Origin of the sequence: Silicimonas algicola (genome assembly GCF_003148765.1) — a bacterium.
Lineage (GTDB): Bacteria > Pseudomonadota > Alphaproteobacteria > Rhodobacterales > Rhodobacteraceae > Silicimonas > Silicimonas algicola.
The window spans coordinates 291641-305148 of record NZ_QGGV01000005.1 but is presented as its reverse complement, the minus strand read 5'-3'; the positions used below and the strand labels follow the sequence as shown (position 1 = coordinate 305148).

Sequence of the window (13508 nt, the reverse complement as noted above, 5' to 3'; positions counted from 1 at the left end):
ATGGCAATGAAGGGGCTGGAAATGCGCGCCGCGTAGCCCCAGAAATCAACCTGCGGATTCTCCGAATGGCCGGGGGAGAGTCGGGTCTCGGGTCACAGCCGCAGAAGGACCTGAAGATCGTCCGATCGGCGAGAACTTAGCTCCAATTGATAAGCCATGAATGGCGCTGTATCGTCGTTGCTGGGACAACAAGGACATCATCATGGCGAAAACTCCTGACCTCGAGAAAATGACGCTGACGGAACTCACGAAGCTAAGTGATAATGTGGACCAGGCCATTGCAGACGCCGAGAAGGCTCGGCGAACAGATGCGTTGAAAGCGGCGAATGAGGCGGCGAGGAACTATGGTTTCAGCCTTTCGGATCTAACCAAGAGATCACGGTCGAAGTCGCCCAAAGCGAAATCCGCGCTGCCACCAAAGTACCGTCACCCTGAGAACCCGGCGGTGACCTGGACGGGACGCGGACGTCGGCCTGCATGGATCGCCGAAGGTCTGGCATCGGGGAAAGGGCTTAAGGACTTCGCGCTTTAGCTTGGCACATCTTGACGCCGCGCAAGTGAGGGTGCCGGACGGTATCCACGATGGAGCTCGAAATGCGTGCAACACCGCCCGGCGATGAGGGTGATGAAGACCCTCCTGTGCTGACTTAGCGCAGCGGCCCCGCCGATCATCGACATAGGCAAGAAAGCACCCACTCATCATATGAACGGTAACTGTCAGGCGGCTCCGCGTTGAGTCTCTTGCCACAGAGCCGCCTGACAAGGCGGAACACTCTTCCGCCAAGACGGACGCTAACTTTCCCGAGACGCTGGTCAATTAGGTCGTACCGCTCGGCGCGGAAACAGCTTGTTTCGTCACTGGAACGTGCCAGGTGCAAGAACTGGACGGTGTCGCGCCTAACGAGAACGTACCTAATCACGCGGCCGAGTCGCCCTCACGCGATGCGGGAGATTGGGATTTCGTCCGGGCGGCTCAGCACAAAGCGGGCTGATATGTATTAAAAGCGAGCCGCCCGGCCAGACAGGGATGTCTTGAGGATTTAGCTAGACCGCTCATCAGCGGGTGCAAATCGGCCGGCGAGATTGAGCCGAGAGGCGGATTAATCGCGCCCGATGACCTCCGCTCATGACGGGTTACTGTCATTAAGGATCAGGGTTTCGCGGAGCAGTAGCAGCCGCAACACTCAGGAATGGATACCTTCCTTTGCACGAGCCGGGCGGCGCCCCACCAAATTTGCGTGACGAGGCATCGCCCGGGGGACAGGAGAGCGCAGTGTCGTCCCGGAGAAGATACTAGAACTAAAACTTGAGCGAGCAAGGCTTTAGAGGTATTCCGCTCAGCCGTATTGTTGCCAGTATTGCGCCTAATTCCCGCCGCGGAGCGCCATCAGTGACAGACTGCTGTTCCGAATTGACCCGTTCGGACCGGGGCGCAAGGCCTGTCTCCAACTCCGTCTTGCGCCCCAACCCGAGTGCCTCGGCCAAGGTCTCAGCCGGGCTCGCTGTCGTCTTTTGTACGCAATGCATACCGGAACCCCTTGCCCGCACCGTACAGACCGCCTCTGTAGGCTGTGACGAGACCGCGATCCACCAGACGCGCGAGCGCCCTCGATACGCTTGCGTGCTTGGCTGGCGTCGGTTCGCCTCCCAGAGCTTCGACCACGTCTGAGGAGCGTGCGAGGTTGCCCACAAACATGTGAGCGTTCTCGTGGATTTCTGTGCGAGGATACTTCGACAGCACGTCCAATATATCCCGCTGCATCTGACCAAGTCTGGTCCGCGATCTGTATCGAGCGGTGATGCCGGAGTTTAAATCTTTCTGGCCATATTCTTACCTGAACGTCACGCCGTTCCAGCTTTCAGCAAGCGCCTCAGTCTCCGCGAAACTGAGAGTGGCTAGCCCACCGAGCGTCGGAGGGTCTGGAGGCGCCTCCGTAGCGAAGGATGGACCGCCGACACAGTCGGCTCAAGATCGGACGGCTGCTACTGGACAAAAGATCGTCGCTTGCAGAATGGCTGAACTCTTGTCGTATCTGCCCGTGACGCTCCTCCTAACTTGCTTGGAACCGATGGAACAGACAGTCGACCGCCCCGTTTCACTCGACGATGCTGACCAGTACGAGCTTGCCTGTCGAGCGGCAGGTATCGGTGTCTGGGAACTGCATGTTGGTGACGACCGCCTCGCCTACTCGGACATCGCCCGGTCGATCTTCAGTTTTCCACAAGAGGGTCCAGTGACCCGGGAGATGGTGCATGGCTCGATACATCCGGACGATCTCGATGTGGTCCTGTCTGCGGCGCGACGTGCAATGGATCCCGGTGTCCGTGCAAACGAGCATTATGTGTATCGTGTCAGACGTCTCGACACCGGCGAACTGCGTTGGCTTCGCGGCCGCGGCATCGCTCAGTTCGATGGCGAAGGAAGCAACGCCAGAGCGGTGCTTTACGCCGGGTCCGTTCAGGATATCACTGGTCGGGAACTGACCCGGCAGTCGCTTGCCGCAAGCGAGGAGCGGCTGCGGCTTGCGATTGATGCCGCGGAGATGGCGGTCTGGGATCTCGACCTCGAAGCCGGTGTGGTTGCGCATTCGCCGGAGTTGAACCGTCTGCTCGGCTTCCCCGAAGACGCAAGCCCTTCTCTCGACGAACTGCGCTCACGATACGCTCCAGGAGAACGCGAGCGACTGGAAGCCGAGGGCGCCGCCGCGCGCGCCCGCGGCGAAACCAGCTTGCAGACAAGGGTCCGCTACATCGTACCCGGCAGGGGCGAGGTCACCTACGTCTTGCGTGCTGCCCTGGCGCAAACGCCCATGCTGAACTCGAGCCGGCAGCGGGTGATCGGTGTTCTTTTCGATGCCACCGAGGAGGCTCGAGCGGAGCGACGGCTGGTCACGATGACCCAGGAGTTGCGTCATCGTCTCAAGACATGGCAAATATGGCAGGAATATTCGCGCGACAAACCTGGCGCGGAGATGCGAAGCTCGACAGCTACCTGGGCCGCGTTCGCGCCCTTACGATGTCGACAGAGCTCATGTTTGGAGAGCGAGGCGACAGCCTGCGGTTATGTGATCTTGTCGAGCGGTCGCTCACGCCCTTTCGCAGCGACGGTCACGATCCGTTTGAGGCGAATGGCCGGACACCGACCTTACCGATGCCGCGTTCACCGGCATCGCGCTGGTCATTCACGAACTGGCGACGAACGCACTGAAGCACGGTGCGCTATCCACGACGGATGGGCGTGTGGTTCTAACCTGGGATGTGAAGGAGAACCTCCTTTGCATGGAGTGGCGGGAGCTTGACGGTCCTCCCGTTCAGGAGCCGGAAAAGCGCGGCTTCGACTTCACACTCCCGTCGCAGGGCGCACTACCCCCGCCGGACTCGGTCGCGCTCGACTTCAGGCCCGAAGGTGTGGTGGCGACAATTACAGCCAGACCGGATCGTTAGCCACGGTACTGCCGTCGCTCGCTGAACGGGGAATTTCAGGTTCAGATTGCACAGTCGATAGGAAGCTTCGGAGGTCTTTTTTTATGGACCTTGGGAACCGGACGGCCCGGCCCCGGGGGAGATTGGGCCGTCCGAAAAACAATTTACGATCGTACAACTGTCGCGAAGGGTAGACCGAGTCTGCGTGGGATCAACTTGGTGCACGACCCCTCAAAAAGAGTATGTCCTTGTTCCCAACTTGCTTGTGGGTGAACGCTTCCGCTGAGCCCGTCAGAGCGGTGAGATAAGCAACTCGGCGAGCGGACAGCGGTGGAATTCGCCCGGGCCTGAACTCTCGGACCTCGCCTCCGAGCAAAGAAGCAGTCGAGCGTGCGGAAATTCGCCGGCTTCGGCTGTTCTACCTCCGAAATCTTATGCTGATGCCGTTCATAATACGCTTCAAGACGACCTTGAGGGCGAAGGGCGTCAGGACGTCAGGTTCGACATCGATCTTCTCGCCGTCACGACCCATCAGAAAGTGAGCCATGAAGGCGGTGCCTGCTGCGATGAAGAACACCAAAAAGACGGCTGTGGCCTCCGGCGCTGAGGCAGACGACAGATCTCCAAAGGCGAAGACGCCTGCGATCAACGCGATGACGCCAAGGATGGTAGCTCTCCGCGGCGATGATCGAGGTTCCCGACCCGGAGAAGGGCTCGTAGACCGCCTGGCCCGGTGACGAGTTGTTCAGCATCGGGCGGCGCATGCACTCCACCGGCTTCTGCGTCCCATGGATGGTGGCAGCGTCCTGGTCCCGGCTGGGTATGGACCAAAGAGTCGACTGCGTCCGGTCCCCGCTCCAGTGGCCTTTGCCACGCACGGCGTACCAGCAGGTCTCGTGCTGCCAGTGGTAGTGTCCCCGGGAGAGAACGTGCCGCTCCTTGGCCCAGATGATCTGGCTCCGGATCTCGAAGTCGCAGGCGAGGAGGCTGTCGGCCACCGTGCCGGCATGCAGCGCGCCGTGCCACACATAGGCCACCTCGCCGGGGAAGAGCGCCCAGGCTTCCCGCCAGTCGGCCCTGTGGTCGTTCAGGACCTTCCCCGTGCGCCTGGTCTCCGAGGCCCCGGCACGGTTGCGCCAGTCGGGGTCGTAGTTCACGCCAAAGGGAGGATCCGTGGCCATGAGATGCGGCCGCACGCCGTCGAGGAGACGCTCGACCGTGGCCCTGTCCGTGGCATCGCCGCAGATGAGCCTGTGCTTCCCCAGCATCCAGAGGTCGCCCGGACGGGAGACGGGAACCTCCGGCACCTCCGGCGTTGCTTCCTCCCTCGCGTTAGGGGCGCCGTGGTTCAGGAGCGCGTCGAGCTCTGCCCCGTCGAAGCCGAGGTCGCCTATGTCGATGCCGAGGTCGCCGAGGTCCCCCAATTCGAGCGCCAGGAGCTCCCGGTCCCAGCCGGCCTGTTCCGCAAGCCGGTTGTCGGCGAGAACGTAGGCCCCGCTTCTCAGCCTCCGAAAGGTTGGTGAGCTCGATCACAGGGACCTCGCTCAGCCCGAGCTTCCGCGCAGCCAGCACCCGACTATGGCCCGCGATGATGCCGCTCGCGCCGTCGATGAGCACCGGTTGAAGCGAACTCGCGGATGGAGCCTGCGATGAGGGCAACCTGCGCCTCGGAGTGGGTACGGGCATTCCGCGCGTAAGGGATGAGGCTCTCGACCGGCCTCTGTGCGACCGCCGTCGCGCCGTGGAGTTGTCTCTGTCCTGCCATGCCCCGCCCCGGGAAATAGGTTGCCTGTCCGGGCCAGTATATCGCGAGGCTCAAGTCATTGAAAATATCAGATTAAATGACAAGTGGCGACACGGGACGACATGCCGCCCGAAAGGTTGAAAGCGGCTTACGGCGCGGCGGTCTGGCGATACCGCTCACAATGCGCGCGTCAGGAGGTCCGGACGACAGACATCCTCTCGAGTACCCAGCGGCTCAGGTCCGGCGAACGAGGGTTGGGCGTGAACACGACGTTCGGCAGGTCATCCTCGCGCCTGGAGATCTTCCAGAGCGAGGTCCGGTGCACCACGACAAGCCGCTCTCCTCTGGCAGCCGCGGGAATCAATTCGTTGCGAAGCCAATCTCGATGCACCTGCGTCGAGGGCAGCCGCTCGGCGATGCGCCGGTTCTCCGGCTCGCGAGAGATGCCTCGGGAACGATACGGCACCGCATTCACCACGGCCAGTCGACCAGAGGCGATGAGCGAGCGGTAGTTCCGCTTCCCGTAATATGGCGCGATGGACGCGGGCTCGACGGGACAGGGCTCGTGAAGCAACTGGACGAACCGCACGTAGGCTTCACGATTGGAAAACCCAGACGGTGTCAACGTGGGGTCGTATGCACAATTGGCATCCAGCAGAACGACCGGCGCATTGACGATATCCCCGATGAAGGCAGGAGGCGGGTAGTCGACATTGAAGCTGTGAGGCAGGTTGGCGAGCACGTGCATGTCGTCCGGATGGACGGGCCCGTGAAGGCGTCTCCAGTGTTCGACGAGTGAATTCCGACCCATCCTCCGAGGCCGCTCAGTCGCAGCCCAGGATCGCGGTCCTGTGCGCCTTCCCGATGTCGTTCGTTGTCTTCAGCAGGGCACGTCGGTCCATGCCACGTTCGGAGGCTGTCTCTGCAATTGCCCCGTCCCATGCCTCCACCATGGCTTGGCCCGATGACAGCTTCTCCAGGTAACGCGTCCCCACGGCGTCATAGAGGTTCAGGGCGTCCGCTTCGACTTCGCCAGCCAGAGCCTCCGTCGCGCAGGCGCATCGCTCGTCTGTCATTCCAGCCATGTTGAGGCACATGCCGGTCGTGTCCGTGAAGGCCGACTGCGCGCTGCTAACCATGAAGGCGGTCAAGATCACGACCTTCGTAACGGTGCTCATGCGTCTAACTCCCTTCGTCGAAGACACACTACCCAACATCCGCGCAAAATCGAGCCTGGATTGGCCGGCCGACAAACAGGTCTGAAGACGACATGGCCGCGTCAGGGTCGTAGGGGCGCGGAGGCGGCCGCTTTGGGCGAACAGATGAAGGAAAGGGGACACGTGGGACAGATGAGACAGAAGAATCCATTAGGTCTTTCGTGCGCGCGCGTGAGGGACAAACGAATTCTCGTGTCCCTTCTGTCCCATCTGTCCATCCGAGACGCAGAATTGGTAATGTGCACAGCCTCTAGAGCACGGGGAACAGCGCTGCTTGCTGGTGCGGCAATGCATGGCTGCTTCCATCGTCCTGCTTCGGCCTCACTCTCGTCAAATCGATGAGCTACTCGAACCCTGAGTCTGGAGCTTCAGGAGATCAGCATGTTTCGTATCGCCCTCGTATCGCTAGGCATCGCTTTGATGGTTGCCACTTCAGCCCATGCTGAGAACGTCCGCCCCAAAGACGCCGGACACTACGTTGGCGTCCATTCGACTATCGAGGGCGAAGTCAGCCAGGTATCGCGCAGCGGCGGCGGCACAACCTTCATCAACTTCGGCGGCAGGTTTCCAAATCACGTCTTCTATGGCGTGATCTTCCGGGACCACGCAGATCAGTTCCCAGACGTTTTCGCGCTGGAGGGACGGACGATCGTGATTGAGGGCGAGGTGCAAGTGTATAAAGGCAAGCCTCAGATCATTCTGACCTCGCCGAGCCAAATTCATGTTCGCTAAGGGCTAAGGCCCGATGCGCCTCCTGTTGCTCGTTGCCGCGTTATTGTCCGCGGCACTCCGGCGGCCGGTATCGGAAGTACGCAAGAGGCGAGGCGTTACATCAGACAGGCGAAATATTGTTAGGCATGTACGTCTCCCCTGCGGGACGAAGTTGCCGAACGTTGCAGACTTTGACACCCTCAACGATTTCCCTCCAATTCTACGAGAGTCAAAGATCCGCATGAATTCGATCAAGATCAAGAATCCTTATTGGGATCTATCGTTCTGGTCATATAGACTGGGGGCAGAGGCGGAACTTCAGCACAGGAGCACAACACTCAACAAGGTTCATCGGTGACTTTTCTCTCCTGACGATTATCCCTCAGCACCTCGTGACGTCGGGAGCCCTTCAGAATGAGCCGCTGGGCATGCGTGTTGCATGTCGAGCATTGTATTTCTGACTTACTGCCCTAGGTCTCTTGCTTACATCTGAGCACCGCTACGAGAAGGCGGCCGAAATTCCTACCAGGACCGTAGGAAATTACTTGGATCTGACGACGCCCCCCCAACCGCCAGCTGAAAGTCGGCGTGGAGGTAATAGGCGAGCTCCGCAGACCGGGGCCGCTCCGACAGCAAGGGAGAATGAGAATGAGCGTTGCACGCGTAACCGAGATATCCGCGACATCGACGACGGGATTTGAGGATGCCGTTCGTGTGGGCATCAAACGAGCATCCGAAACCCTTCGTGGCGTTCGTTCGGCCTGGGTAAAGGAACAGCAGGTCCGCGTCGAAGACGGAGGAGTCATCGAGTATCAAGTCAACATGATGGTGACCTTCGTTCTCGACGACTGACGAGATCAAAATCACAGGACGAATCAGAATGACTTTGAAGGACAGATTTTCGAGTGACGACTGGTCACGCGTCCTCGAAGCCCCGATGTTGGCGGGGTTCTCGATCACGGCCGCCGATCCGGGCGGCCTGATCAGCGCGGTGCAGGAGAGTGCCGCGATGGCCGGATCGCTAAGATTGGCCGCCAAGGACGGCGGCGAGGGATCGTTGGCTCACGCGGTTGCCGAGGCCTACACGACGTCGGAAGGTCGGTCCGCAGCGACGGACGGACTGAAGTCGTTGGTGAAGGGCAAGCGTCCAGCGGAGGCCTCGGACGCCGCCGTCTCGCGGCTCGGCGAGATTATGGCCTTGGTCGAGCGCACAGTCCCGGAACATGCGGCGGGGTTCAGGAAGTTCCTGATCGACACGGCAACCAAGACGGCCGAGGCAAGTACCGAGGGCGGCTTCCTCGGATTTGGTGGCGCGAGAATCTCTGAGGCCGAGCACAAAACTCTCGCCCAGCTTAGGACGGCTCTCGGCGGTCCCGTCACTTGACCTAATGCACGGTCCCGGGAACGTGTCGAGGACCGCCTTCACTTTGCGGGCGTCGCAGACCAACCATGGCAAGAAATGCAACAAAGGGAGCGCCAAACGGTGTTGTCGGTTGCGCCGGCCTCAAGCGCGTCCGACGTAAGCCTGATCGGACCCGATGAGCGTTCAGGACTGGCCAGGCGCACCTGAGCCGCGGTGCTTTTCCGGTCCACCGGTCGAGCACGATGTCCGCCCAGCGTGTCATCGATCCGATGCCTGAATTTCAGGAAAACCAGCCCTTTACCTTGCCCCAGACCGACTTCGATTCAGGAACTTCTATGGTAGAGCCGGCCACCGCGTCGCCTCCCTTGATTTCAGGCAGGGGCTCGCCTTCGAATTTTTCCTCACCCGGCTGAACCGCTGCCTTCTTCGCGACCTCCGGTGTCATTTCATCAAAGTCATCAAGCTTTGTCAGTGTCTCCGGCCCGGCGAGCCCGTCGGCCTCCAAGCCGTTCCTGGTCTGAAACTCCCGCACCGCCTTCTCCGTCCCCGCGCCAAATATCCCATCAGCATGGATGCCAAGGGCAGACTGAAGCTTCTTCACCGCAGCGCCACCCAGCCCCCGGCGAAGTAGCACGAGCTCCGGAAGTCCTAGGGCGGAGAAAGTATCGGGGCCTGCGATACCGTCCACGGCAAGGTCGTGCGACGCTTGAAAGTCCCGAAGTGCCCTTTCGGTACCTGGGCCGAAGTCTCCATCCGCCTCGATGCCAAGTTTCGTTTGAAGCCGCTTGACGGGCGCTCCCTTGAGGCCGCGTTTGAGAATCGACATGGCAAAACCTTTCAGGTTGGGTGCTCGCTTGCGTCCCGCGACGCGATCGTGCCCCACGGAGCAAAGGAATGGTAGCACAACTATGATGGAGACAAAATGGACAGGGGACGCGGTCATCTCGATTGTCCGAAGACATCGAATGCTGCGGAAGCAGTGCATCGCACGCTGACGATGTAGTAACGGAAGATGTGAGATCCTCCCCCTTTTTTGTTCGCGAAGCGACCCCACCCTGCCGTAAGCGACGCCAAAGAGCTGTTAACGTATTTTAATAGTATTGCGGCAAGTGGGCATGAGGATGCAGTCTTGTCGGCGTTCGAAAGCGGTTCCTGAGACTTGGAGCGCCCGGACAAGAACGATGTCGGAACACAGGGAGAGGGAGAACATGATACAGGAGTTCAAGGACTTCATTGCCAAGGGCAATGTCATGGACATGGCTGTCGGCATCATCATCGGTGCGGCCTTCACGGCCATCGTGACGTCGCTCGTCGACGACCTGATCAACCCGCTTATCGGGCTCTTCACCGGCGGGGTCGACTTCTCTAACCTTTTCGTCACGCTCGATGCCGGCGAGTATGCGAGCCTGCAGCAGGCCCGCGATGCCGGGGCGTCCGTGTTTGCCTACGGTTCGTTCATCACGGCGATCATCAACTTCCTGATCATTGCCTGGGTGGTGTTCATGCTGGTGAAGATGGTGAACCGGGTGAAGGCGTCGGCAGCGAAGGACGACGATGTCGCGCCCGCGGTCGATACAGGTCCGTCCGAAAAGGATCTTCTCATCGACATTCGGGATGCGCTCCGCGTCCGCGCCTGAACTAATGGAGACAATGGCCTGCGTGAAAGCGCGGGCCAACTTTCCAAAAAGCCGCTAAAGGTATTCTGACCGAAGCTGATAGAAGGTTGGATATCGCAGCCTTTCCCCGGCCCGTGTCATTATTCTTGAGGAAGAACCTTCGTTGGCAAGAGCCAGAAGGTCGCACCTGGCGATCTACATCTCGCTTAGTAGGTTGGCCGTGCTGCAGATGCCGTTCATCCGGAGAATTTCGTCTAGGCCGTTCGTTCAGAGGGTGACGCGGCCACGAGGGAGGCGTCCGGCCAGGAAAACTCGGCATGCACGCGCCCCGCGGCCACATTATACTCGACGCGCCCCCCCCCCCGCACCCCCACAAGCGAAGATCGAATGAGACGCGTACCGAAGCTCTCGCTTGCGTCGGGATCAGTGGGAGCGCTCTCCTCCCATTCCAGGACGACAGTCTGACCATGAACGGACCGCGACAGGACGACGGGGCCACGGCCTTCAGCGAGCGCCCCATACTTCATCGAGTTCGTGCACAGTTCGTAGAGCGCCATCGCGAGCCCGCCGACCGCCTCCGCCGGGATCGTCGCATCGGGTCCGCGATCAAGAGTCAGACCCGGATTACTCAGAAAAGGTGCGAGGGAGGTGTCGATGACAGTGTTAAGTGAAGCTGCCTGCCAGTCGCCCTGCACCAGCACTTTTTGGGCTACATCAACGCCATAAAGACGAGCGGTCATGAAATCCCGGAACTGGTCGACGCTGTCGACTTCACGCGAGACCTTCCGAACCAGCGCGAGAACGACCGCGATGAGGTTCTTGATCCTGTGGACCGACTCCCGCCGGTATACTCCTGCCGCTCACGCAACGCACTTGCTAATTCCAACGCCAGACGGGCCCGGCCGACGGACCACGCCAAGAAGACAGACGTGACCGTGTAGATCATCTCGGACGAGAGATTCACGAGCGCCTGCGGAACGGATCCGTAAAGTACCCAAGCGGCAACGACAGTTCCGAGTGCCGTGACGACGCCGACGATCGGCCCGCCGCCGAAGGCCGCGATGACGACTGCCGGATAGAAGGTAATGTAGGGCGGCAGGGGCTCCCCGCCGGCGTACTCGAGCAGAGGCTTGAGGATCGACGCCGCAACAATCAGTCCAGCAGCCCGGAGCCAGGCCGGCCAAGATCCCGGAGGCGGCCAATGAACGCCGAGCACGTTCTCTGCCGGGTGCAGCTTCTTCAAGATGACGACCCCTGGCGTTGGGTAAGACCACAATGGCTGCAGAAGAGCAGACGCAAACCGAACCGAGTAGAAAGAAGCGAAGCTGAAAAATACCTTGCACCCAAAAATACAGGGGCCCCAGACAAGCACAACCACTTTGGCAAGGTGTGAAGCCATCCAGCCTCTCAAGGTTCAGCGTCGGATCTGCAATGACGGTGGAGCAACCCGTGCGGGAGCATTTCTCAGACGAAGCGTGAGGCCAGGCCGGGTAGTGCAGGTCTCGCCGAGACCGGAGCCTCGCTGAGACGCACCATCCGGGCTGCAATGCACATCTGGGAACCGCGAGACATCAGGGCTGTTCAAGCTCTAAGCGTCGCATTTCCCTCATCCGTCGACGGACCAATAGGGTGGCACGGCGAGCTGGAGGTTCAGGTGAAAATCCTTCTAGGACGAGTCTCTCATCCGTATGGACATGGCCTGGACCCTGGAAAGAGAGGGATTCGAGGTGTGGGAGGCAGGAGATGGTGGCCAGGCCCTTGCCATTCTCGAAGATGTCGGGACCTTTGACTTGGTCGTGACCGACGTGGACATGCCTGGACCGGTGAATAGGCTGACGCTTGCGTTCAGAATCTGCGATCATCTCCCGAACTGCCGGATCCTCATCCTTTCCGGTGGCAGGGAACCGACAGCGAGTGAGATGCCGGAGGGTAGCTTGCTCCTCTCGAAGCCGGTGAGCCCAACCTCACTGAAAATGGCGGTCGGCGCCTGAGCGCAAGGTGGCGGCCGAGGTGATCGAACATGCGTTGCATCGCAGAATCCTTACAGGCCGTCTTGTCGATTGGACAGGTAACTTGCAGAATGATGGCTGAGACTTCGTGCCGGCCTCCCAGGCGAATGCCAATCTGGAGAGTGGGCCGCAACGAAGTAGTTGTCTCCGCTATTCCTCCATCGGGTGTATCGTTCCGGGAGTGTTCGTGACGGCAACCATCATGTCCATCTTTTGCCGAGGAGTGCAGCGATGAATGCCATGGTGGTGCTTGATTTCGTTGGCGTCGGTCTATTCGCCGCCACAGGCGCCCTTTCCGCGTCCCGTAAACAGCTCGATATCATCGGTTTCCTGTTCCTGGCAGCCGTTACTGGTGTCGGCGGAGGAACTGTTCGAGACCTCATCCTTGGCGTCAGCGTTTTCTGGGTCATTGAGCCCATCTACATTCTGGTCTGCGGAATCACGGCCACGATGATCTATTTCACGGCGCATCTCTTGGAGTCACGCTACCGATGGCTTCTGTGGCTGGATGCCGTCGCGCTGTCCGCCTACTGCGTCTTCGGCGCCTATAAGGGTCTTCTCGCAACGGGTTCGCCCGTCGTCGCCATTGTCATGGGTACGCTGACGGGCACCCTAGGCGGGATTCTTCGCGATGTGCTCGCGAATGAACCCTCGGTCCTTCTCCGGCGTGAGATCTACGTAACAGCTGCCCTCGCCGGAGCCGTTGCTTTCGTTGTAGCTGACGTTGTGGGTCTGACAGAACCCGTTTCTGCTGTCGCAGGATTCGTCGCCGCCCTTGCAATCCGAGGCATCGGGCTGGCACTAGGCTGGGCCTTGCCGACTTACAGATCGCGTCCGGGCTGCAACCCCGACAATATGGGCTGAACACCATTAGTCGTGACACAGCTTTGTTCCACGCCCCCCGGTACGACCACCACGCGGATGTAAATCCGCCAGAGTGCCTTGGCCAGGACGCCCTCGACATCCCTGCTTTTTGCCCACGGACGTAAGATAGTTATCTGCGAGAGGAAATGTCTCGGAGGACGCCAAAACCAACCGGCCTCCGAAAACGTATCAAACCCGACGGTTCTTCTGAGAAGACGCTTGAAGGGGTCGCGTCGTCATCGGGTGACGGAAGGTGAGGTCATTGGACGGTCTCCAAGGCAATTGGCCAAGACCCTCACACACAAGCACTGGTGGAATGGCGCCAGAACGTCGCAGGCCGCGTCGCGCCCTTGATAAGCATTACCGGATGGCCGATATGCAAGTCATGACCAAGTTCAGTCTTCATACGAGGTTCCTGCTTTACGCAGGAAACACACTGAACCGCCGGTAGCCCCGGGCCGGACTGGGCCGCTTGCCTGTCCGCGCCACGGGGTATTTCTCGATCTCATACAGATCAGTCGGAATGACGAACGTGCCAAAGTGGCCGGTTTGCGCCTGTGC

The 13508-nt window shown here is 60.2% G+C and carries 13 protein-coding genes and 1 pseudogene; 8 read left to right on the top strand and 6 right to left on the bottom strand.

The window, feature by feature from the left end:
- Nucleotides 1–160: 160 nt before the first annotated feature.
- Both C8D95_RS13350 and C8D95_RS21740 read left to right on the top strand, forming a co-directional pair.
- Complete coding sequence (locus C8D95_RS13350; RefSeq protein WP_241239714.1) at nt 161–532, top strand: H-NS histone family protein; 372 nt, start codon at nt 161–163, stop codon at nt 530–532.
- Nucleotides 533–2069: 1537 nt separating this feature from the next.
- A complete protein-coding gene (locus C8D95_RS21740; protein WP_126918603.1) occupies nt 2070–3299 on the top strand; it encodes a PAS domain-containing protein in 1230 nt (409 codons plus the stop codon).
- 795 nt (nt 3300–4094) lie between these two features.
- Here the strand turns inward: C8D95_RS21740 and C8D95_RS13325 are convergent.
- From C8D95_RS13325 to C8D95_RS13315, 3 genes and pseudogenes are all read right to left on the bottom strand, one after another.
- Nucleotides 4095–5188 (bottom strand): annotated as a pseudogene (locus C8D95_RS13325) (site-specific DNA-methyltransferase); the annotation flags it as partial.
- A 169-nt stretch (nt 5189–5357) separates the two neighbouring features.
- Nucleotides 5358–5915: a hypothetical protein gene (locus C8D95_RS13320; protein WP_109759668.1), complete on the bottom strand. Its 558-nt coding sequence runs from the start codon at nt 5913–5915 to the stop codon at nt 5358–5360.
- 76 nt (nt 5916–5991) lie between these two features.
- Nucleotides 5992–6345, bottom strand: a complete 354-nt coding sequence (locus tag C8D95_RS13315) for a hypothetical protein (RefSeq protein WP_109759667.1) — start codon at nt 6343–6345, stop codon at nt 5992–5994.
- A 420-nt stretch (nt 6346–6765) separates the two neighbouring features.
- On the opposite strand from C8D95_RS13315, the gene C8D95_RS13310 reads away from it, so the two are divergent.
- The 3 genes from C8D95_RS13310 (at nt 6766) to C8D95_RS13300 (ending at nt 8479) form a co-directional block, all read left to right on the top strand.
- A complete protein-coding gene (locus C8D95_RS13310) occupies nt 6766–7116 on the top strand; it encodes an OB-fold nucleic acid binding domain-containing protein (RefSeq protein WP_109759666.1) in 351 nt (116 codons plus the stop codon).
- Nucleotides 7117–7743: 627 nt separating this feature from the next.
- Nucleotides 7744–7947, top strand: a complete 204-nt coding sequence (locus tag C8D95_RS13305; RefSeq protein ID WP_109759665.1) for a dodecin family protein — start codon at nt 7744–7746, stop codon at nt 7945–7947.
- A gap of 28 nt (nt 7948–7975) precedes the next feature.
- Complete coding sequence (locus tag C8D95_RS13300) at nt 7976–8479, top strand: hypothetical protein (RefSeq protein ID WP_109759664.1); 504 nt, start codon at nt 7976–7978, stop codon at nt 8477–8479.
- 259 nt (nt 8480–8738) lie between these two features.
- On the opposite strand, the gene C8D95_RS13295 is transcribed toward C8D95_RS13300, so the two are convergent.
- Nucleotides 8739–9284, bottom strand: a complete 546-nt coding sequence (locus C8D95_RS13295) for a peptidoglycan-binding domain-containing protein (protein ID WP_109759663.1) — start codon at nt 9282–9284, stop codon at nt 8739–8741.
- 382 nt (nt 9285–9666) lie between these two features.
- Here C8D95_RS13295 and mscL point away from each other — a divergent pair, with 382 nt between their 5' ends.
- On the top strand, nt 9667–10095 hold the full coding sequence (gene mscL, locus C8D95_RS13290; RefSeq protein ID WP_109759662.1) for a large conductance mechanosensitive channel protein MscL: 429 nt from the start codon (nt 9667–9669) through the stop codon (nt 10093–10095).
- A 233-nt stretch (nt 10096–10328) separates the two neighbouring features.
- Here the strand turns inward: mscL and C8D95_RS13285 are convergent, their stop codons facing one another.
- The gene (locus C8D95_RS13285) at nt 10329–10868 is read right to left on the bottom strand and encodes a sensor histidine kinase (protein WP_241239914.1); all 540 of its coding nucleotides are present in this window, start codon (nt 10866–10868) and stop codon (nt 10329–10331) included.
- On the bottom strand, nt 10811–11317 hold the full coding sequence (locus C8D95_RS13280) for a hypothetical protein (protein WP_126918605.1): 507 nt from the start codon (nt 11315–11317) through the stop codon (nt 10811–10813). The genes C8D95_RS13285 and C8D95_RS13280 overlap by 58 nt, the downstream gene beginning before the upstream one ends.
- Before the next feature lie 439 nt (nt 11318–11756).
- On the opposite strand from C8D95_RS13280, the gene C8D95_RS13275 reads away from it, so the two are divergent.
- Together C8D95_RS13275 and C8D95_RS13270 are read left to right on the top strand one after the other, a co-directional pair.
- Nucleotides 11757–12065 carry a response regulator gene (locus C8D95_RS13275; protein ID WP_346243137.1) on the top strand — a complete coding sequence of 103 codons (309 nt, stop codon included), beginning with the start codon at nt 11757–11759 and terminating at the stop codon, nt 12063–12065.
- Nucleotides 12066–12314: 249 nt separating this feature from the next.
- Complete coding sequence (locus C8D95_RS13270) at nt 12315–12947, top strand: trimeric intracellular cation channel family protein (RefSeq protein ID WP_109759658.1); 633 nt, start codon at nt 12315–12317, stop codon at nt 12945–12947.
- Nucleotides 12948–13508: the final 561 nt, after the last annotated feature.